The 19,607-nt window shown below is 68.3% G+C and carries 14 protein-coding genes and 3 pseudogenes; 8 read left to right on the forward strand and 9 right to left on the reverse strand.

The features are described from left to right. Positions 1-5 precede the first annotated feature (5 nt). The 4 genes from M2266_RS04690 to M2266_RS04705 are packed head-to-tail and all read left to right on the forward strand — an operon-like array spanning position 6 to position 2,034. The gene (locus M2266_RS04690) at positions 6-677 is read left to right on the forward strand and encodes an MFS transporter (protein WP_277436971.1); all 672 of its coding nucleotides are present in this window, start codon (positions 6-8) and stop codon (positions 675-677) included. After that, a complete protein-coding gene (locus tag M2266_RS04695) occupies positions 623-1,399 on the forward strand; it encodes an MFS transporter (RefSeq protein ID WP_277436972.1) in 777 nt (258 codons plus the stop codon). The genes M2266_RS04690 and M2266_RS04695 overlap by 55 nt, the downstream gene beginning before the upstream one ends. A gap of 27 nt (positions 1,400-1,426) precedes the next feature. Further along, positions 1,427-1,684, forward strand: coding sequence for a DUF2255 family protein (locus M2266_RS04700; RefSeq protein ID WP_277436973.1), 258 nt, complete (start codon positions 1,427-1,429; stop codon positions 1,682-1,684). Beyond that, positions 1,675-2,034, forward strand: a complete 360-nt coding sequence (locus M2266_RS04705) for an amidohydrolase family protein (protein WP_277436974.1) — start codon at positions 1,675-1,677, stop codon at positions 2,032-2,034. The genes M2266_RS04700 and M2266_RS04705 overlap by 10 nt, the downstream gene beginning before the upstream one ends. A 25-nt stretch (positions 2,035-2,059) precedes the next feature. Here the strand turns inward: M2266_RS04705 and M2266_RS04710 are convergent, their stop codons facing one another. The 4 genes from M2266_RS04710 to M2266_RS04725 all read right to left on the reverse strand — a co-directional run bounded on the left by M2266_RS04710 (position 2,060) and on the right by M2266_RS04725 (position 6,180). Beyond that, positions 2,060-2,917 carry a helix-turn-helix transcriptional regulator gene (locus M2266_RS04710; RefSeq protein WP_277436975.1) on the reverse strand — a complete coding sequence of 286 codons (858 nt, stop codon included), beginning with the start codon at positions 2,915-2,917 and terminating at the stop codon, positions 2,060-2,062. A gap of 136 nt (positions 2,918-3,053) precedes the next feature. Then, positions 3,054-4,055: an aldo/keto reductase gene (locus M2266_RS04715; protein WP_277436976.1), complete on the reverse strand. Its 1,002-nt coding sequence runs from the start codon at positions 4,053-4,055 to the stop codon at positions 3,054-3,056. A 39-nt stretch (positions 4,056-4,094) separates the two neighbouring features. Further along, complete coding sequence (locus tag M2266_RS04720; RefSeq protein WP_277441068.1) at positions 4,095-5,084, reverse strand: aldo/keto reductase; 990 nt, start codon at positions 5,082-5,084, stop codon at positions 4,095-4,097. A 52-nt stretch (positions 5,085-5,136) separates the two neighbouring features. Continuing rightward, entirely contained in the window at positions 5,137-6,180 is a 1,044-nt protein-coding gene (locus tag M2266_RS04725) for an NAD(P)-dependent alcohol dehydrogenase (protein WP_277436977.1), read from the reverse strand. Between the two features lie 343 nt (positions 6,181-6,523). On the opposite strand from M2266_RS04725, the gene M2266_RS04730 reads away from it, so the two are divergent. After that, positions 6,524-7,510, forward strand: coding sequence for an aldo/keto reductase (locus tag M2266_RS04730; RefSeq protein WP_277436978.1), 987 nt, complete (start codon positions 6,524-6,526; stop codon positions 7,508-7,510). A gap of 75 nt (positions 7,511-7,585) precedes the next feature. Here M2266_RS04730 and M2266_RS04735 read toward each other — a convergent pair. Then, a pseudogene (locus tag M2266_RS04735) lies at positions 7,586-8,491 on the reverse strand (NADP-dependent oxidoreductase). A 172-nt stretch (positions 8,492-8,663) separates the two neighbouring features. Here M2266_RS04735 and M2266_RS04740 point away from each other — a divergent pair. After that, positions 8,664-9,932 (forward strand): LuxR C-terminal-related transcriptional regulator, encoded by a 1,269-nt coding sequence (locus M2266_RS04740; protein ID WP_277436979.1) that lies wholly within the window; start codon positions 8,664-8,666, stop codon positions 9,930-9,932. Between the two features lie 243 nt (positions 9,933-10,175). Continuing rightward, positions 10,176-11,771: an alpha/beta hydrolase gene (locus M2266_RS04745; RefSeq protein ID WP_277436980.1), complete on the forward strand. Its 1,596-nt coding sequence runs from the start codon at positions 10,176-10,178 to the stop codon at positions 11,769-11,771. A 322-nt stretch (positions 11,772-12,093) separates the two neighbouring features. On the opposite strand, the pseudogene M2266_RS04750 reads toward M2266_RS04745, so the two are convergent. Continuing rightward, positions 12,094-12,698, reverse strand: a pseudogene (locus M2266_RS04750) (YdcF family protein); the annotation flags it as partial. Positions 12,699-13,048: 350 nt separating this feature from the next. After that, a pseudogene (locus M2266_RS04755) lies at positions 13,049-13,964 on the reverse strand (NADP-dependent oxidoreductase). Positions 13,965-14,136: 172 nt separating this feature from the next. On the opposite strand from M2266_RS04755, the gene M2266_RS04760 reads away from it, so the two are divergent. After that, positions 14,137-15,417 (forward strand): LuxR C-terminal-related transcriptional regulator, encoded by a 1,281-nt coding sequence (locus tag M2266_RS04760; RefSeq protein ID WP_277436981.1) that lies wholly within the window; start codon positions 14,137-14,139, stop codon positions 15,415-15,417. An 87-nt stretch (positions 15,418-15,504) separates the two neighbouring features. Here the strand turns inward: M2266_RS04760 and M2266_RS04765 are convergent, their stop codons facing one another. Further along, complete coding sequence (locus M2266_RS04765; protein ID WP_277436982.1) at positions 15,505-18,648, reverse strand: family 78 glycoside hydrolase catalytic domain; 3,144 nt, start codon at positions 18,646-18,648, stop codon at positions 15,505-15,507. A 310-nt stretch (positions 18,649-18,958) separates the two neighbouring features. Continuing rightward, positions 18,959-19,423: a cupin domain-containing protein gene (locus M2266_RS04770; protein ID WP_277436983.1), complete on the reverse strand. Its 465-nt coding sequence runs from the start codon at positions 19,421-19,423 to the stop codon at positions 18,959-18,961. Positions 19,424-19,607: the final 184 nt, after the last annotated feature.

A 19,607-nucleotide genomic window follows, 5' to 3' on the forward strand; every position in this document is an offset into this window, starting at 1 on the left:
CCCCCATGTCCGCCCCGCCCGCCGCCTCCTCACCGACCGTCGAAGGCGCCCCCCGCCGCGGTTTCGCCCCTGTCTTCGCGCTCTCGGCCGCTCTGCTCGGCTTCTTCGTCATCACCCTCGACGCTTCGGTCGTCAACGTCGCTCTGCCTGACATCCGCAGCGATCTCGGCGGTGACATGAGCGGCCTGCAGTGGGTGATGGACGGCTACACGCTGATGTTTGCGGCGCTGCTGCTGTCCGCGGGGTCCCTGAGCGACCGGGCCGGCGCACGGCGTGCCTTCGGGATCGGTCTGGCGTTGTTCGTGGCCTCCTCGACGGCCTGCGGCCTGGCACCCGACCTGGTGACCCTGGTCATCGCCCGCATGGTGCAGGGATTGGGGGCGGCGACAATGACACCGTCGTCCCTCGCGCTGATCCGCGAGGCCTACGACGACCCGGTCAAGCGGGGCCGGGCGATCGCGCTGTGGACCATCGGCGGCGCCGTGGCCGCGGCCGCCGGGCCCGTCGCGGGCGGTTCGCTGGCCCTGGTCAGCTGGCGAATGATCTTTTTCATCAACCTGCCGGTCGGTCTGGTCGCGCTGTTGCTGCTGCTGCGCGTGGCGCACTCGCCGCGCGACGTGACGTGCCGTTCGACTGGATCGGGCAGGTCGCGGCGGTACTGGCCATGGGCGCGCTGACCTTCGGGGTGATCGAGGCCGGCGCCGACGGTCTCGGCGGCCCCCGGGTGCTCGTGTCGATGGCGATCACCGTCCTGGCGCTGGTCGTCTTCGTCGCCGCTCAGGCTTACGGAAAGCAGCCGATGGTTCCGCTGGACCTGTTCCGCTCCCGCAACCTGGTGATCGCCTCGGGTACCGGTTTCGCGTTCATAGGCGGCTTCCAAGGAATGGTGTTCGTCTACAGCCTCTACTACCAGCAGCAGCGCGGGCTGTCCTCCTTCGCCACGGGCCTGGCCTTCGTACCGATGACCGTCCTGTCCGCCTTCGTCAGCGTGCTCGCCGCCAGACTGGCCGAGAGGTTCGGCCCTCGCGTTCCCATCGTCGGCGGCATGCTCCTCATGGGCACCGGCACGACGATGCTGACCTTCCTTCCCTCCTCCACCCCCGTGTGGGCCCTGTCTTTCGTGATGATCCCGGTGGGCATCTGCGGCCCGCTGGCCATGGCTCCGACGACGGCGCTCCTCCTGGAGAGCGTTCCCGCCCACCGCGCAGGCGTGGCCAGCGGCGTGTTCAACACCAGCCGCCAACTGGGCGGAGCGCTGGCCGTTGCCGTGTTCGGCGCCCTGCTGGCGGGACGCGGCGACCTGCTCCACGGCCTGCGCGAAAGCCTGGCCATCACCGCGGTGATGGCCTTCGTCAGCGCCGCCGCGAATCTCTTCCTCGGACCAGCCCGACAGCCTTGACGCGCTTTCAAGAACGGAGAAGCACCGATGACGACATGGACTTACGCCGAGCTCGACCGCATCGCCGAGGCTGACGAGTTGCAGATGGCGGCGCTCCGCGACAACGGCACCCTCCGCAAGCCGGTGCCGGTCTGGGTCGTCCGCGACGGCCACGATCTGTACGTCCGCTCCTTCCGCGGTACGGACGGCGGCTGGTGGCGCACCGCGCGGGCCAGCCACGCGGGACACGTCCGTTCCGGAGGCGTCGACAAGGACGTCACCTTCGTCGAGCGGACATGCGGGTGATCGTCCCGCACTGCGGCGGCGCGATCCCCGTCCTGACCGACCGCATCAACGAGTTCGTGCAGCTTTTCGTGCCCTCGCAGGAGGCACCCCCGCACGACGCCGTGCAGCAACTGGCTGCCCTGTACTACGACATCGCGGGTACGGCCTTCCCACGCCAGGTTCCCGCTCTGGTGAAGCTGGTCGGTCCCGACCCCGTGCTCTTCGGCAGCGACTACTGCTGGACGCCCGCGCCCCTCGCCGACGCCCACATCGCGGCGATCGACACGGCCGAACCACCGACGCGGGACGCGACATGGCGATCACTCACCTCAGCGAACGCCCTGCGCCTGTTCCCGCGGGCCCCGCGGTGAACGGGGGCGCCGCCACTCGGCGCGATCACGCGCGCATGGGCGCCGCCGACCCGATCGTGGACGCCAGGTAACGCAAGGCGTCGGAGGCCGGACTGCCGGGCTCCGCAGTCCACACGACGAGTTGCTGCCCGAGGTCCTCAGCGCACTGGAAAGTGGAGCGCTCGAGGGCCAGGTCACCGACCACGGGATGACGAAGCAGCCTGGTGCCGCCGGCCCGCGTGGCGACGTCATGCGAGGTCCACCACCGCCGGAACTGGGGATCCATCGCGGAAAGTTCCTCGACAAGCGCCGTGAGCCGAGGGTCGTCGGGGTTACGCCTGCTGTCCATGCGCAGGTGGCAGACAGCCAGACGGGCCATGACCTCCCAGTCCCGGTACAGCACGCGGATGGCGGGCTCGGTGAACACCAGGCGCACATAGTTGCGTTCTTCCTCGGGCACCCGTCCGAAGTCCATCACCAGGGCCGCGGCCATGGCGTTCCACGCCAGGAGATCCGTGTTGTGTCCGATCACGAACCCCGCGGACAGGGTGAGGTCGGCGAGCAGGTGGCGCATTTGCGGCTGGACATCCTGTCGAGCGTTGCCGGCCGTGGGCGGGGCGTTCTTCCCCGCCAGGGTCAGCAGGTACTCACGCTGGTCGCCATCGAGGCGGAGTACCTGCGCGAGTACGTCCAAGACGGCCCCCGACACCTGGACCCGGCCCTGTTCGAGCCGGGTGTAGTAGTCGGTGCTGATCGCCGCCAGTCGGGCGACTTCCTCTCGGCGCAGACCTGGGACCCGCCGGGGCGCAGCGCTGCCGGGCAGACCAGCCATGCTCGGGCTCACCTGAGCCCGGCGCGCCTTGAGGAACGCTCCCAATTGCTCCCCGTTGGCCTCGCGTCGCACATCCACAGCTTCGCACGTTGCCGCGATCCCGTGGAGCAAACACCCGGGCATCAGTCGTACCTCTTCGCGCCGCGCTCGGGTCGGTCGTCGACCCGAGCATCGCGAGGGCAGCGTTCTGATAGGGAGCCGCTGGCTCTCAGCGGGCCGGTGGCCGGTCGGCAGCACTCATGCCTGTGGCGTTCCGAGGCGTGTAGTGCTCCTCGATCGCGGCGACTTCTTCGTCCGTCAACGTGATGTCGAGCGCCGCAGCGGCGTCCTCCAAGTGACGCGGCTTGGAAGCCCCGACGAGCGGAGCGCTGACGACCGGATTCGCCAGGACCCACGCGAGTGCGATCGTGGCCATGGACACCCCGCGTGCCTCGGCGACCGACTGCACCGCCCCGACGATCTTTCGATTCGACTCCTCCTCGGTGAACAGACGCCCGTAGGCGGGGTCGGTTCCTGACCGCGTGGTCTCCGCTCCCCATGGCCGGGTGAGCCTGCCGCGCGCCAGCGGGCTCCAGGGAACGCTCCCCACACCCTGGTCGGCGAGCAGCCCGAACATCTCCCGCTCCTCCTCGCGCATGAGGAGGTTGTACTGGTCCTGCATGGACACGAACCGTGTCCATCCGTTCAGGTCGGCGGTGTACTGCAGCTTGGCGAACTCCCACGCCAGCATCGACGACGCTCCGATATAGCGCACCTTGCCCGCCTTCACGACATCGTGCAGGGCCTCCATGGTCTCCTCGGCGGGCGTCTCGTAGTCGAGGCGGTGGATCTGGTAGAGATCCACATAGTCGGTGCCGAGCCGGGTCAGCGACGCGTCGATCTGCTCCATGATCGCCTTGCGTGAGGTCCCGGATCCGCCCGGGCCGGCGTGCATCGGGTAGAAGACCTTGGTGGCGAGCACGATGTCCTCGCGGCGCGAGTACTTGTTGATCGCGCGCCCGACGATCTCCTCCGAGCTGCCGAAGCTGTAGGCGTTGGCGGTGTCCCAGAACGTGATGCCCAGTTCGACGGCCTGCCGGAATATCGGCTCCGCTTCCTCTTCACCGAGCGCCCATTTGCTGAAGCCGCTCGCGGTGTCCCCGAACGTCATACAGCCGAGCGCCAGTCGGCTGACAACAAGCCCTGAGCTTCCCAGTCGTGTGTATTCCATACGTCCTTGTCCTTGTCCTCGTCCCCCCTCGTCACCGAGCTACCAGGCGTACGCTTCGGGCGCCTCTCCACCCGGCCCCGGCCAGATCTCGTCGAGCTCTCGCAGGGTTTCGGCCGACAGGTTCAGGTGTGGGGCCCGGAGTGTCTGGTGCAGTTGCTCGGGCGTTCGTGGTCCGACGATGGTGGTCGCGACCGCCGGGTTGTGCAGCAGCCAGGCGAGCGCGACGTCCGCAGGTCGCTCGCCGAGGTCTGCGCACAGTGCTTCGTAGCGTTCGAGTTGCGACCGGTGGCGCTCGACGGCGGCCAGGAAATCGGGAGATGAGCGTCGACCGCTGTCGGCCTTCTGCAGGGCACCGCCGAGCAGGCCCCCGCCTAGCGGGCTCCACGGAATCAGGCCGATGCCGTAGTGGCGCAGTGCGGGGAGCAGTTCCAGTTCGACCGTACGAGCGGTGAGGTTGTAGAGGCTCTGCTCGGAGACGAGGCCGAGAAAGTGACGCTTGCCGGCTTCCTGCTGGGCGGTCGCGACGTGCCAGCCGGCGAAGTTGCTGCTGCCGATGTAGGTGACCTTGCCCTCTCGGACGAGTTGCTCCATGGCCTGCCAGATCTCGTCCCACGGTGTGGAACGGTCGACATGGTGCATCTGATACAGGTCGATGTGATCGGTTCCCAGCCGCTGGAGACTGTCTTCGGCCGCCTTGCGGATCTTGTAGGCGGACAGGTGCCTGTCGTTCGGGCCGGTTCCCATGGGCTGGTACAGCTTGGTCGCCAGCACGATCCGGTCGCGTCGGCCTCCGCCCTGGGCCAGCCACCGGCCGATGATCTCTTCCGAGAGGCCGTATCCCTGTTCCATGTCGGGGGACTGCGGCCCTCCGTAGGCATCGGCGGTGTCCACGAAGTTGATGCCTTCCTCGACTGCCCGGTCGAGAAGGTCGAGACTGGTGGACGCGTCCGTGACCCAGCCGAAGTTCATGGTTCCCAGGCCGAGTTTGCTCACCTTCAGACCTGTTCGGCCGAGGTGGTCGTACGTCATTGTCATCGGTGATTCTCCGTTGGTACCGGTAGTACGTCGCCGACGGTCCGGGTCAGGCCAGCGTCGCGATGTCGATGACGAAGCGGTAGCGCACATCGGAGGACAGGACGCGCTCATACGCCTCGTTTGTCTTCTCCACCGGGATGACCTCGACCTCCGCGCCGATCCCGTGCTCGCCGCAGAAGTCCAGCATTTCCTGCGTCTCCCGGATGCCGCCGATGGACGAACCGGCGTAGGAGCGGCCTCGGGAGAGAAGGGAGAACACGTTGAGCGACAGTGGTTCCGCCGGGGCGCCCACGTTGACCATGGTGCCGCCCACGGCCAGCAGGGAGAGGTAGGCATCGACGTCGAGTTTGGCGCTCACGGTGTTGACGATGAGGTCGAAGGAACCTGCCAGTTCCTCGAACGTCCTCGGGTCACCGGTGGCGTGGTAGTGGTCGGCGCCCAGGCGCAGACCGTCGTCCATCTTCTTCAACGACTGCGAGAGGACGGTGACTTCCGCGCCCAACGCGTGCGCGAACTTGACGCCCATGTGTCCGAGTCCGCCCAGCCCGACGATGGCCACCTTCTTGCCGGGACCCGCTCCCCACCGGTGCAGCGGCGAGTAGGTCGTGATGCCCGCGCACAGCAGCGGGGCGGCCTCGTCCAGGGCGACGCCTGCGGGGACGCGGACGACGAAGTGTTCGTCGACGACGATGTGGGTGGTGTATCCGCCCTGGGTCCGCGTCCCGTCCCGGTCGACGGAGCCGTAGGTGAGCGTGCTGCCGTTGAGACAGTACTGCTCCTCACCCTTGCGGCATGAGTCGCAGGTTCGGCAGGAGTCGACCAGGCAGCCGACGCCGACGCGGTCACCCGCGGCGTACTTGCTGACCTCGGTACCGACTCGGGTGACGACTCCGGTTATCTCGTGGCCGGGGGCCACCGGGTAGTGCACCGGGCCCCAGTCGCCACGAACGTGGTGAATGTCCGAGTGGCAGACGCCGACGTACTTGATCTCGATAAGGACATCCCGCGGGCCGACTTCGCGGCGCTCGACGGAGGTCCGGGTGAGCGGTTCGGTCGCGGACGTAGCGGCGTACGCGTTGACGGTGAACACGTTTCTCCCAATCTCCCAAGAGTGGATCTGGTCGCTGGCGCGGCATGTCGGTGCGGCAGCCCTTGCCTTCACGACTCGTTCACGCAAGGCTCCGCTTCTTCACTGACGCCATGAATTCGGCGTTCATGATTCATGGGCCCGCGAGAGAACAGGCCGCTGCATGCCGCGCATTAGACGCTTGCACAATCACCCAACCCTGTGCAGGGGGAGGAATTTATCCGGGGAAGATTCCTTACCCCCTTGGGATATCGCGTGCTGGGTACGGTGCTCGAAGGCTCGACACCGAAATACAGAAACACACACACCCGACCGGCCGGCTCATCAACGATGCGCAGGAGGAAGAATGCACACACGAACCCTCGGACGCGACCTCCAGGTCTCCGCCATCGGCCTCGGTGCCATGGGAATGTCCCAGAGTTACGGTCCGAACCCCGGTGACCGGAGCGACATGATCGCCGTACTGCGTGGCGCCGTGGACCGCGGAGTCACGTTCTTCGACACCGCGGAGGTGTACGGCCCCTACGTCAACGAGGAACTCGTCGGAGAGGCCCTCGCTCCGTTGCGTGACCAAGTCGTCATCGCCACCAAGTTCGGCTTCCGCATCGAGGACGGTGCCTCCGTCGGACTGAACAGCCGGCCCGAGCAGATCCGCGCCGTCGCGACAGCCTCCCTCAAACGGCTCAGGGTCGAGACGCTCGACCTCTTCTACCAGCACCGCGTCGACCCGGACGTGCCAATCGAAGACGTCGCCGGAACCGTGGGGGAGCTTGTACAGGAGGGCAAGGTCCGCTGCTTCGGGCTCTCGGAGGCCAGTGCCGAGACCATCCGGCGGGCCCACTCGGTTCACCCCGTGACAGCAGTGCAGAGCGAGTACTCGTTGTGGACCCGGGATCCCGAGCCGGAGGTCCTGCCGACGTGCACGGCGCTCGGCATCGGCTTCGTGCCCTTCAGCCCGCTCGGCAAGGGGTTCCTGACCGGGGCGGTGGACGCCTCGACACCGTTCGCGGCCGACGACGTCCGCACCACCATTCCGCGGTTCACGGCCGAGAATCGGGCGGCGAACCAGGCTCTCGTCGAACACATCACGTCGCTCGCGCGAGGCAAGGACGCAACACCGGGACAGATCGCACTCGCCTGGCTGCTCGCCCAGCATCCGTCGATCGTTCCGATTCCGGGAACCCGGCGCAGCGTGCGCATCGAGGAGAACGCCGGCGCCACTGACGTTCCGCTCTCCGCCGACGAGCTGTCCGACCTGAACGAGCTCGCAGGCCGGATCGGGATCAAGGGAGACCGTTACAACGAGCACCACATGTCCCTGGTGAACAGGTAGTCGACCGGTTCACACCAGGTGGGCCGATCTTGATCACCCTCTGCGCGGGGCCGATTGCGAAGACCGGAGCTTTCCCTACGGGCGCAGGAGCAACTTGCCGCGCGCATGGCCGGACTCGCTCAGCTCGTGCGCCCTGGCGGCGTCGGCGAGCGGGAAGCTCTGGTCGACGCGTATGCGCAACCGACCGTCGGCGGCGCGGCGGGCGTACTCCGCGAGCTCCGGTCCGAAGCGTCGGCCTCCGATGGAGAAGGTGATGCCCAGCTCGAAGGCCCGCGGGTCGTTGGTGGTGACGATGCGGTCGGTGGTGCCGCCGCGCAGCTCCATGGAGACGTCCAGGGCGTCCATGCCGGCGACGTCGTAGACGGCATCGACGCCCTGGGGGGCGACCGCGCGGACCCGGTCGACGAGGCCGTCACCGTACGCCACGGAGATCGCGCCGAGAGAGCGCAGGAAGTCGTGGTTGGCCTCGGACGCCGTACCGATCACGGTGGCACCGCGCGCCACGGCGATCTGGACCCCGACGGAGCCGACCACGCCCGCGGCTCCATGGACCAGCAGGGTCTCGCCCAGGCCCACCGCGAGTTCGCCCAGCACGCGGTCGGAAGTCTCGACAGCCACCGGCAGCGCAGCGGCTGTCTCCCAGTCGAGGCCGGCGGGCTTGAACGCGAAGTCCGAGGCCACGGCGTACTCGGCAGAGGCGCCGGTGTCGGTCCAGACCATCACCTCGTCACCGATCGACACACCTCTGACGCCTGCCCCCACCTCGTCGACGATGCCGGCTCCTTCCAAGCCCGGGACAGCCGGGAGGGACGGAGGGCCCATCTGCGGGGCCCGGCCCTAACGGATCTTGAAGTCGATGGGATTGACAGCAGCGGCCACGATCTTCACTCGCACCTGCCCGGGCCCTGCGTGCGGCTCGGTCACCTCCGCCAGCCGCAGAACCTCCGGACCGCCGTACTCGTCGTAGGAGATCGCCTTCATGCCTATCACTTCCCGTCGTACGGATGGCTCGGTCCGCCCTGGCAGCGGGCCGGTCGTGAACAACGCCTCCAGCCTCGGGCGCGGCGGCTCGGACGCCGCCGTCCTTTCGGACAGTTCCAACTGACCGAAAGGACAATCCGGTGGGAGAAACCCGCTGCCTACGCTGGCGGGCATGGACCTGATGGCAGCAGTCGAGTTGATCCAGGCGCCGCCGTCCGAGCATCTGGCACGTCTGTCCTCCGCTCTGGCGGAGGCGATTCCGCACCGGGAGATCGCCCAGCTGACCCGTAACTCCTCGTACGCATCGTTCAAGATCATCGGCGAGCCTCGCAGCCGGCCTGGCGTCGCCATCACTGCCACCGACGTTGCGGCCCTGAGGTCGCTGGTGACGTCGAAGGGAAGCTGGCAGGGGCGGGCACCGATGGCTGGCGTTGACATGCCCGTGCTGGCTCTGGCCAGCGGCATCATGGGCCAGGCCGCGCTGCTGGTCCTCATACGAACCGAGGACACCCCGGTACCGGAGGAGCACATGAGGCCGGCCCAGGCGCTGTGGGAGCTGGTGACCGTGTACCGGGAGGGCCTGCGCAGCGAGCCGCTGGCCGCGTTGCGTGCGGCGGCCGCCGCACGTGCCGTGGCCATCGCCGAACTCCGCGACGCGCACGGGGCCGCGCTCACCGCTCTGCTCGGCGTCCTGCGCGACCGCGCCCTGAACGACGCGCACGCCCGTGCGCGCTCCGTCGACCTCGCCGTCTCCGCCGTCACCGAGCTGCGGTCACGGGTCGAACTCGACCGGGTGCTGATGGAGGAGCGGCCTGGGAACGCCTTCGAGCGGCTGGCCGAGTCACTGCGCCAGATCCTGCGCGCCCGCGGCGTGCGGCTGGACCTGGGACCGCCCGACGCGGAGGACAGCACCGACCGACTGCTGCCCGCGGACGTCACCCACACGGCGCTTGCCGTGGTCCGGGCCACCGTGCACGCCTCCCTGGATGACCAAGGGCTCGGTTTGGGCGGTGATGGCGAGCACCGCGTTCACATCGGCTGGCACGTTAGCACGGACGAACTGCGCGCCACCGTGCGGGACAACGGGCCCGGCACGCTCACCCGCCACACCCTCGACACCCGCCGCGTCACCGAGCTGCTGGCACCGCTCGGAGGGCGGCTCGACGTGGACGCCGTACCAGGGTGGGGCACGACGGTGACCTTCGAGATCCCGCTCTCATCGTCCAGTACGCCCTGTCAGGACCCCCTGGCCAAGCTCGGCGCACGGGAACTGGAGGTCCTCGGGCAACTGGCCCGGGGCCGCCGCAACCGCGACATCGCCCAGACGCTGCACATCAGCGAGTCGACGGTGAAGTTCCACGTCGCCAGGATCATCGGAAAACTCGGCGTCAGCACCCGGGGGGAGGCGGCGGCGCTCGCCCATCAATGGGGGGCCGCATAAAAGTCGGCAGTCGGGGTCCGCCCTTCCGGTCACGCCATTCCCCCTTCAGCCCTCAATACCTATGAATTCGTGTACCCACTTTTCCCGTTTCACCCATCGATCCGGCCGTGCCGACTCCGATCCCTCATGGCGCCGCGCCGACACCCGCAGGCGTCACCGGCCGATCAGTTCGAACTTCTTTCACGAGAAGGCAGCTTGAGCATGTTCGGTTTCCCAACACCCCCCACGTTCTGAGAGAACTACATGAACAGAAGAGCAGTCGTTATGTGCGGCGCGGTCATCGTGCTGGCCGGGACGCTCACGGCGGCCCCCGCCGAGGCCGGCGCATCGCCCGCCGCAGGCAAAGTCCGCGCGGCGAAGCTCACTTGGACGAAGTGCGGCACCGACGACACCCCAACCCTCCAATGCGCGTCGCTGGAGGTTCCCCTCAACCACGCCAAGCCGCACGGTCGCCGGATCACCCTCGCACTGACCCGCGTTCCCCATACGTCCACGAGGTTCCAGGGCCCCCTGCTGGTCAACCCCGGCGGTCCCGGACAGAGCGGACTGTGGCTCGCCGGAACAGTTGCCTCCGGGCTACCCGAGAAGGTCGCGGCCCAGTACGACATCATCGGTTTCGACCCGCGCGGAGTCGGCTCCAGCAAACCCGCCCTGGACTGCAAGCCGGGCTATTTCGCCCCGACACGTCCCGCCTACGTGCCGAGCGATCCCGCCATCGAGAAGGCCAACCTGGCGCGTGCCAAGTCCTTCGCCGACGCGTGCGGCGAGAAGTACGCCGACGTGTTGCCCTACATCAGCACGATCAGCGCAGCCAAGGACATGGACTCGATCCGCGAGGCAGTCGGCGCCAAGAAGATCAACTACCTGGGTTACTCGGGCGGAACCTACCTGGGCGCGGTCTACGGCAAGCTCTTCCCGCAGCGGATGCGGCGCATGGTCCTTGACTCGATGGTCGACCCCACCACAGCGTGGTACGACTTCAACTTCACCCAGGACTCGGGGATGGAAGAGCGCTTCAAGGCGCTCATGGCGTGGATCGCCAAGTACAACGCGACATACGAGCTCGGCACCGACCCGGCCGCGATCGAGGCCAAGTGGTACGCGATGCGTGCGGGACTCGCCCGGAAACCGGCGGGCGGCAAGGTGGGAGCGTCCGAGCTGGACGACACCTTCCTGGCCGGCGGCTACGGCAACGACGCTTGGCCCTACCTCGCCCGGGCCTTCGCGGCTTACGTGAACGACAAGAGCGCCGACCACCTGGTCAAGGAGTACGAGTTCTACGCGGAGCAGACCGGAAGCAGCAACGCTTACAGCATCTACACCGCGATCGAGTGCGGTGACGCCGCCTGGCCGCGTGACTGGAACCAGTGGCGCAAGGACAACTGGGCGATGTACAAGAAGGCGCCGTTCTATACATGGAGCAACGCCTGGTTCAACGCGCCATGTGCGTTCTGGCCCACGAAGCCCCACAAGCCGATGAACGTCGCCAACGCCGAGCTGCCGCCGCTGCTGCTGTTCCAGGCGACGAACGACGGGGCCACGCCGTATGAGGGCGGTGTCACCGTCCACCGCCTGCTCAAGGGCTCCAGCCTGGTGGTCGAGCAGGGCGGCGAGAACCACACCATCACGCTGAGGGGGAACGCCTGTCTGGACGAGCACCTGGCGAGCTATCTCTCCGACGGCACGGTGCCGCGCGGCATGGGCGTGGCCGATGCCGTCTGCCAGAAGACGCCCGACCCGAAGCCGCTGAGCACAGCGAACTCCTCGACTGCCACGGCACCGCCGGCCGCCACAGCGGTCGGCGGCACACGGCACGGGATGCACGGATTGCGCGGCTGAGCGTACGAGGGCAATCCGTACGCAGTGCCTCCTGGTGGCTCGGTTGAACGCCGCCGCTACGAGCCCCGGAGGCCCTGTTGCCATCGCTGTAGGCGCCTGAACCTGCGTGGTGAGGCAACGAGTTGCTGCCGCTGATCGCGGCGCGGCCGCCGGTGTCCGATGGGGCGCTGGTGGTCGAGGTCTGGGACAGCAACCGGGGCCACGCCGAAGACGCAGACGCCAGAGCCGGATGCCGAAGTCGGCCGGGGTCGTTGCCGAGCCAGGTCCGCAAGCCGCGCGGGGAGTCGAGGAGTGGGCCGGACGTCGCGTTACTGACCCACCCTCAGGAGGGGAGAAGGATTCCCAGCAGGGCGAGCAGCGCGCACGAACTGAGGTTGACCGCCCGGTAGTGGAGGAAGATCGCGGCGAACTCACGCATGGTCGCGCTGGGCCAGAAGTAGGCGGCGGTGGGCGAGCCGATGACCTGGCCGTTCACGCCGGTGCGCCGGGCCGTCAGGGCGGCGCGGAAGACGTGGAAGTTGTTGGTGACGACCACACACCGGTGGTCCGGCACACGCTCCCGCATGAGCGCCTCGCTGAAGCGCAGATTCTCCTCCGTGGTGCGCGAGCGGTTCTCCCGTACGACATGTCGCTCCGGGACGCCACGGGCGATGAGGTAGTCGGCCATCGCTCGGCCTCGGGCAGGTCCTCGTCGGGGCCCTGGCCGCCGGAGGTGACCAGCACGGGCGGCTTACCCCGCGCCACCTGCGCCTCGTACACCGCACGCGCCCGATCGAGTCTGCTCGCCAGCAGGGGCCGCACCCGGGAGCCGCCGACCAGACCGGAACCGAGGACGACGACGAAGTCCACGTCGTGACGGACCTTCAGCCGCGCGTAGAGGAAGGCGTAGGCGAGGAACGACAGGAAGACGTACGAGACGTAGCCGGCCGTGCGCTGGAGCTCGTCGCGGCCGGTTGACGGGCCCACCTGCCCGGCGTCGGCCGAGCACCCCACCGAGGCCGCCACGGCTTCGGATCGTTGCCAGGAGCGGATCACAGTCCGGTCGGCGTACCTGTGAACGCGGCTCTGGCAGGATTTCCGTAACTGGAAATCATTCCGCCAGGGCCGCTCTCCCGGGTCACCCCTACGCACACCGCTTGCCCAACGCGGAAGCCGCCGAACGGAAGGTATCGAGTATGGCGGCGCGGCCCACAGCGGATTCCTGTGGGCCGCGCGGACCATCAGCGGGCTACTTGGCCCCACAAGGCGAGCCCGCCCGAGGAAGGGCGAGAGGCCTGCTACGGGCGAAGGATCAGCTTTCCGTGCGGGTGGCCCGCTTCGCTGGCCACGGCGGCCACGGCGGGCCTCGGCGAGCGGAAGGCTGCGGTCGACGCGGATGCGCAGTCGGCCGTCGGCGGCGAGGTCGGCGTAGGCGGCGAGCTGGTGCCCGAACGGGCGGCTGTCGCCGGTGAAGGTGACGCCCAGTTCGCGGGCGCGGAAGTCGGCGATGGTGACGATGCGGTCGGTGCTCCCGCCGCGCAGTTCGATGGAGGCCTCCAGGACGTCGTAGCCGGTGGCGTCGAAGACGGCGTCGATGCCCTGCGGGGCGATCGCGCGGACCCGGTCGGCCACTCCGTCGCCGTAGGTGACGGGGGTGGCGCCGAGGGAGCGCAGGTAGTCGTGATTGGCCGCGGAGGCGGTGCCGATGACGGTGGCGCCGCGGGACACGGCGAGCTGCACGCCGACGGAACCGACCACGCTCGCGGCCCCGTGGATCAGCAGCGTCTCGCCGTCCCCCACTTTGAGGACGTCCAGCACGCGGTCCGAGGTCTCGGCGGCCACGGGCAGCGCGGCGGCCGTCTCCCAGTCGAGACCGGCCGGCTTGCGCGCGATCTCCGTGGCCAGGGCGTACTGGGCGTAGGCACCGGTGACGGTCCAGCCCAGCACCTCGTCGCCCACCGCGAACCCGGTGACTCCGTCACCGACCTCGTCGACGATGCCGGCCGCTTCCGTGCCCGGCACAATGGGGAAGGTGGCGGGGCCCGCGAAGCCCATTCGCTGCATCCAGCCGCTACGGATCTTGCCGTCGACCGGGTTGACCGCGGCAGCCATGATCTTCAGTCGTACCTGCCCGGGGCCCGCGTGCGGCTCCTCGACCTCCGTGAGCCGCAGCACCTCGGGCCCGCCGTGCTTCTGGTACGAGATCGCCTTCATCATGTACGTCACTCCAAGTCATATGTGTACGCCGCCGTCGAGATGCCGAGGCGGTGGTGGCAACGCCTCAAGCCTCTAGCGGGACGTACTGAACCCCCGCCGTCCTTTGGGACGGTTCGGCCTGGCCGAAAGGACAGCGCGACCGGACGGCGGGCTGGTTACGCTCATAGGCATGGAACTGATGGCCGCAGTCGACGTGATCCGGGCGCCGCTGGTGGAGACCATGTCGCGCCTGTCCGCTGCCCTGGCCGAAGGCATCCCCCACCGGGCGCTGGCGGATCTGTCCGGCAACTGCTCGTACGCGCCGTTCAAGACCGACGGCGCGTCCCCCGGCGGCCCCGGCACCGCCATCACCACCGCCGACGTGGCCGCTCTGCGCCACCTGGTGCCCGGCCGGGGAAGCTGGCAGGGCCGGGCCAGCCTGGCAGGCACCGACGTGCCCGTGCTGATCCTCTCCAGTGACATCACCGAGGAGGGCGCGCTCCTCGTCCTCGTACGCACCGAGGACACCCCGATACCGGACGAGCGCCTGGAACCTGCTCAAGCGCTGTGGGACCTGCTGACCGCGCACCGGGAGGGCATGCGCAGCGAGCCGATGCCCGGCACGCTGGGCGCGTCGCGAGCTGCGGCAGCGGCCCGCGCACTCGCCCTCGCCGAACTCGGTGACGCGCACGGAGCCGCGCTGGCCGTCCTGCTCGGTGTCCTGCGCGACCGGGGCCTGGACGACACCCACGCCCGGACGCGCGCGGTCGACCTCGCCGTCACGGCCCTGGCCGATCTGCGTTCGCAGGCCGAACTCGACCAGGCGCTGGTGGAGGAGCGGGTGGGGGACGCCTTCGAAGAGCTCGCCGAGTCGCTGCGCCGGATGCTGCGCGCCCGCGGCGTACGGCTGGATCTGGGCACACCCGGCGCGGAGGAGGGCGCGGACCGGGTGCTGTCCGCCGACGTCATCAACACGGCGCGCGCGGTCGTACGGAGCGCTGTGCACGCCTGCCTGGAGGACCAGGGGCACGGACTGGACGGTGGCCAGGTGCACCGGATCCACGTCGGCTGGAAGGTCGGCGCGGACGAACTGCGGGCCACCGTGCGCGACGACGGGCCCGGGACCCTGCCGCGCAGCGCGCTCGACGCGCGCCATGCCGGGGAGCGGCTGGCGCCGCTCGGCGGTCGGCTCGAGGTGGACGCGGTGCCCGGGTGGGGTACGACGGTGACGATCGAGGTCCCTCTCGGACCGCCCGACACTCCGCGCCAGGACCCGCTGACCGTCCTCGGGGCGCGGGAGCTGGAGGTGCTCGGACAGCTGGCCCGCGGGCGGCGCAACCGGCACATCGCCCAGGAGTTGCACATCAGCGAGTCGACGGTGAAGTTCCACGTGGCGAAGATCCTCGACAAGCTGGGCGTCAGCTCCCGCGGCGAGGCGGCCGCACTCGCCCACGAATGGGGTGTGTCGTAGTCGGCGGGGCTCGAACGTGCCTCAGGACTCCCTGAGCGGGAGGGTCCTGAAGCACGTCCTGAAGAAGACCTCATGAGCGAGGCGGGCTCATGCGACGCCGAAGCTGTAGGTCCCCGAGCCGACCTCGAACACGGCGGCTCCGTTCTCCATCCGGAGGAACCGAACTCCCTTGGCCTTGTCGGCCGGTCGGCCGCTCTCGGTGACCGTCCAACGCGACGTCGCCGGTACGTGGACCTCCGCGACGGTGTTGACCGGCACTGTCACCTTCAGGTCGAAGGTGCCGTTGTGCGTGCTCCACTGCGACGACAGCAGACCGTAGACGGTCTTGAGGCGTCCGGAGCCTTCCGTCAGCCCCCCGCCGGGTACCGGCGCGATCCGGGAGCGCTTGTAGCCGGACTCAATCGCGGAGAGGCCGCCGATGTTCTGGAACATCCAGTCACCCACGGCACCGTAGGCATAGTGGTTGAAGGAGTTCATGTCGACCGGGCCGAAGCTGCCGTCGGGCATGATCGAGTTCCAGCGCTCCCACGTGGTGGTGGCACCGTTGACGACCTCGTAGCCCCAGGACGGATAGTCCTTGAGCAGCAGCATCTTGTAGGCCAGGTCGCTCCGGCCGATCTTGCTCAGCGCCGGCAGCAGCAGCGGGGTGCCGATGAAGCCGGTCCTGAGGTGGTAGTCGGTGAGCGCCAGTTTGGCCACGAACTTGTCGCCGACCTTCACGACCAGTGCCGGATCCTGGACCAGGTTCATGCCGAGGGCCATCGCGTACCCGGTCTGCGAGTTGCCCTTGACGGTGCCGTCGGCGCCGACGTAGGCCTTGGTGAACGCGTCACGGATGTCGGCGGAGAGCTTGCCGTAGTCGGACGCCGCCGTGTCGTCGCCGAGGGCCTCGGCCACCTCCGACATCATGCGGGCGTCCTCGCCGAAGTAGGCCGTGCCCAGGATGCCCTGCTCGGTCGGGTCGTCCAGATTCAGCCAGTCGTTGGTGAAGAAGGTGGTCCGGCCGGGTTCGAGGAGATCCGGTCCGGCGCTGTCGCGGACGAACTGGAAGAACTTCTGCATGGCAGGGTAGTTCTCGCGCAGGATGCGGGTGTCGTCGTACGAGTGCCACACGTTGTACGGCACGGTGATCATCACGTCGGACCACCCGACACCGCTGTCGCCGAATTGACCCTGGGGGGTCGGTACGACCGCCGGCAGGTCACCGTTGGCGTACTGGGAGTTGCGGACGTCCGCCATCCAGTGGGACAGGAACGCGCGGGTGTCGACCAGATAGTTGGCCGTCGGCGCGAACAGGCTGATGTCTCCCGTCCAGCCCAGGCGCTCGTCGCGGGCCGGGGTGTCGGTGGGGATGGAGAGGAAGTTGCCCCGCTGGCTCCAGGAGATGTTGCTCACCAGTTGGTTGAGCATGCTGTCCGAGGACTTCAGGGTGCCGGTGGAGGGGAGGTCGGAGCCCCATACGACGCCCTTGACGTCGGAGGTCGCCGGCGGCTCGTCCACCCCGGTGATCTCGATGTAGCGGAACCCGTGCTGGGTGAAGGTGGGTTCGTAGGTCACTGTTCCGGGCTGGGCGAAGGTGTAGCGGTCGGTGACCTTGGCGCTGCGGAAGTTGTCGGTGTAGAGGGTGCCGTCCTTGTTGAGCACCTCGGCGTAGCGGATCTTGACCGTCTGTCCGGCGGAGCCGGTGAGAGTCAGGCGTGACACGCCGACCATGTTCTGACCCAGGTCGTAGACGTACGTGCCGACGGTGGGCTCGGTCATCTTCTGCGCCTGGAGCACCTGGGTCTGCCGCACCGGCTCGTCGCGCTGCGGGACCAGGAGGGCGGTCTGGGACTTCACGCTCGCGGCGGGTTCCCACGTCGCGTCGTCGAATCCGGGCCAGCTCCAGCCCGTCGGCTCCAGGCGGGCGTCGTAGGTCTCTCCGTCCTGCAGGTCCGCCTTTGCGTAGGGCCCGTCCGCCGCCTTCCACGAACCGTCCGAGGCGATCCACTGGACCGAGCCGTCGGTGTAGGTGATGCGTATCTTGGCCACGAGGGCGGGGGCGTCCCCGTACTGACGGGTCCAGCCGAGCCCGACCTTGCCGGCCCACCAGCCGTCCGCGAGGGACGCGCCGATCGCGTTGTCACCGCGTGTGAGCAGCTTCGTCACGTCATAGGCCTGGGCCTGGATGCGCTGGTGGTAGTTCGTCCAGCCCGGGGCGAGCTCCTGATCGCCGACTCGCTTGCCGTTGAGGTGCAGTTCATAGAGGCCCAGTGCCGATGCGTAGACCCGCGCGGAGGCGACTTTCTTGCCTGCCTCGGTCGCGAAGTCCTTGCGCAGCAGCGGCAGCGGCCGGACCGCGGGAGCGTAGAGGGCGTCCGTGGTGCCGGACACGACGAGGGCGGAGTCGACGATGTCACCACCGCTGAAGGGATTGCGCCCGGAGGCGAAGTCGGTGTCGAGCAGGGTGCTGCCGTCGGTGCCGGTCACGACGGCGTCGTAGACGGTTCCGCGTTCGCCGCAGCATGCGTGTGTGCGGAAGCCGATGTAGCCCTTCGTGAACGTGGAGTCCGTGAAGGTGTTGACCAGTTGGCCGTCGAGGGTCGTCTTGATGGTGGCGCCCACCACGTCGTAGCGGACGGTGTGCCGACCGGCGAGGAGACTCGCGCCGGTGAAGCCGAAGGGCGCGAGATCCACTTCCTGGAGCACGGTGTAGTTGCCCGCGACCTGCTTGTGGAGTCTCAGTGTGGGGGTCGGGCTGGTCACGTTGAATTGCCACATGTAGCCGTTGCTCGTGTCGGAGGCACGCAGGAACATGCCGAAGGCAGCGCTGTCCAGCTTGAACTCGACCGTTGCGGTGTAGTCGGTCCACTTGTCGAGCTCACTTGGCCCCGCAGGACGAGTGATCCACTGGGCACCGTCCCAGTCGCCGGGATTCAGGAGGCCCGTCTCGAAGTACGCGTCCGCGCTCCACCCGCTCGCAACTCCCCTGTCGTCCCAGGCCCGGACACGCCAGTAGTAACGCGTTGCCGCCTTCAGGCCGGGACCGCCGTACCGCACGTCGACCTGACGGTCGGACTTCACCTTGCCGGACGACCACACATCGGCGGACCCCGGCGTGCGTCCGACCTGGATCTCGTAGGCCTTCTGCGAGGTCGCCCGCCGTGTCGATGCCAACTGCCAGCCGAAGACGGGGTCTTCGCCACTGATGCCCAGCGGGTTGACCCGGCCGTTGACGGTCAGAGCATTCACGGTGACCGTTGTATCCGACGCCGATGCCGCGGAGGATACGGGCGCTGGCAGGGTCGCCACGCTTGCGACGACGACCAACATCACAAGACCTCTGACGAATTTGAGCAGGAGCGAGCGCTTGCGGAGCATGACATCTCCATGAATTGAAACGTTTCAAAAGGCTGGATTGCCGGAACGCTACGCATGTGACGAGTGACACGTCAACAGGCGGAACGCAGATTCACGGAGAGTTCTGTCCGCAACGCGACGGCGACAGAGCAACATCCTGCGCGAGCTTGCCCGGCTCCGGGTGCCAGTGGGTGTGCAGTGTCTAGGCGGGCGGCGGACCGGCCAGGACTGTCAACCCGTACTGGACCATCAGGTCCGCATGATCCAGGTCATGACGTGTGTCGGCCGGTCCGATCGATCGGAAGTACCCTTCGACGGCACCGGGGTTGTTGATGACCAACAGGTCTGCCGTCTTGCTGAGCGGCCTGTATGCGTGAGGAACGAACCGGGGACCGAAGACATAGGCGCCCGCCTCGGCGTCATGGATTTCGCACTCGTCGAGTGAGGCCGATCCGACCCAGAACCGGACACGGCCGGACAGGACCACCCAGCTTTCGTCCTCCCGGCTGTGGGTGTGCAGAGGCAGCGCGTCCGCCTGCCGCATGGTCACTCGCACGACGCTGACTGCTCCTTGCGTCTCGGAGCTCGACACGACCTGCTCCTGGACGCTGTCGTAGTACTTGAAGACGGTGCCTTCACCCGGGTTACGCACGAGCGGAATGCTCATGGAGGTCCTCCTGTGCTGGGTGCGAGGGGCGACGGGTCGTCATGGGCCACCGGTCCACATTGGACAAGGTAGGTACCAGCGGAGTACCTCCGCCCGGCGATGTCGGCCGGTTGCCGCGCCGCCGGGTCGGCGGGCGCGGCCTGCGTGGGCGGGCTAGAGGCGAGAAGCAGAAGGCCGCCGGCGA

The sequence above is a fragment of the Streptomyces sp. SPB162 genome, assembly GCF_029504575.1.
Taxonomy (GTDB): Bacteria; Actinomycetota; Actinomycetes; order Streptomycetales; family Streptomycetaceae; genus Actinacidiphila.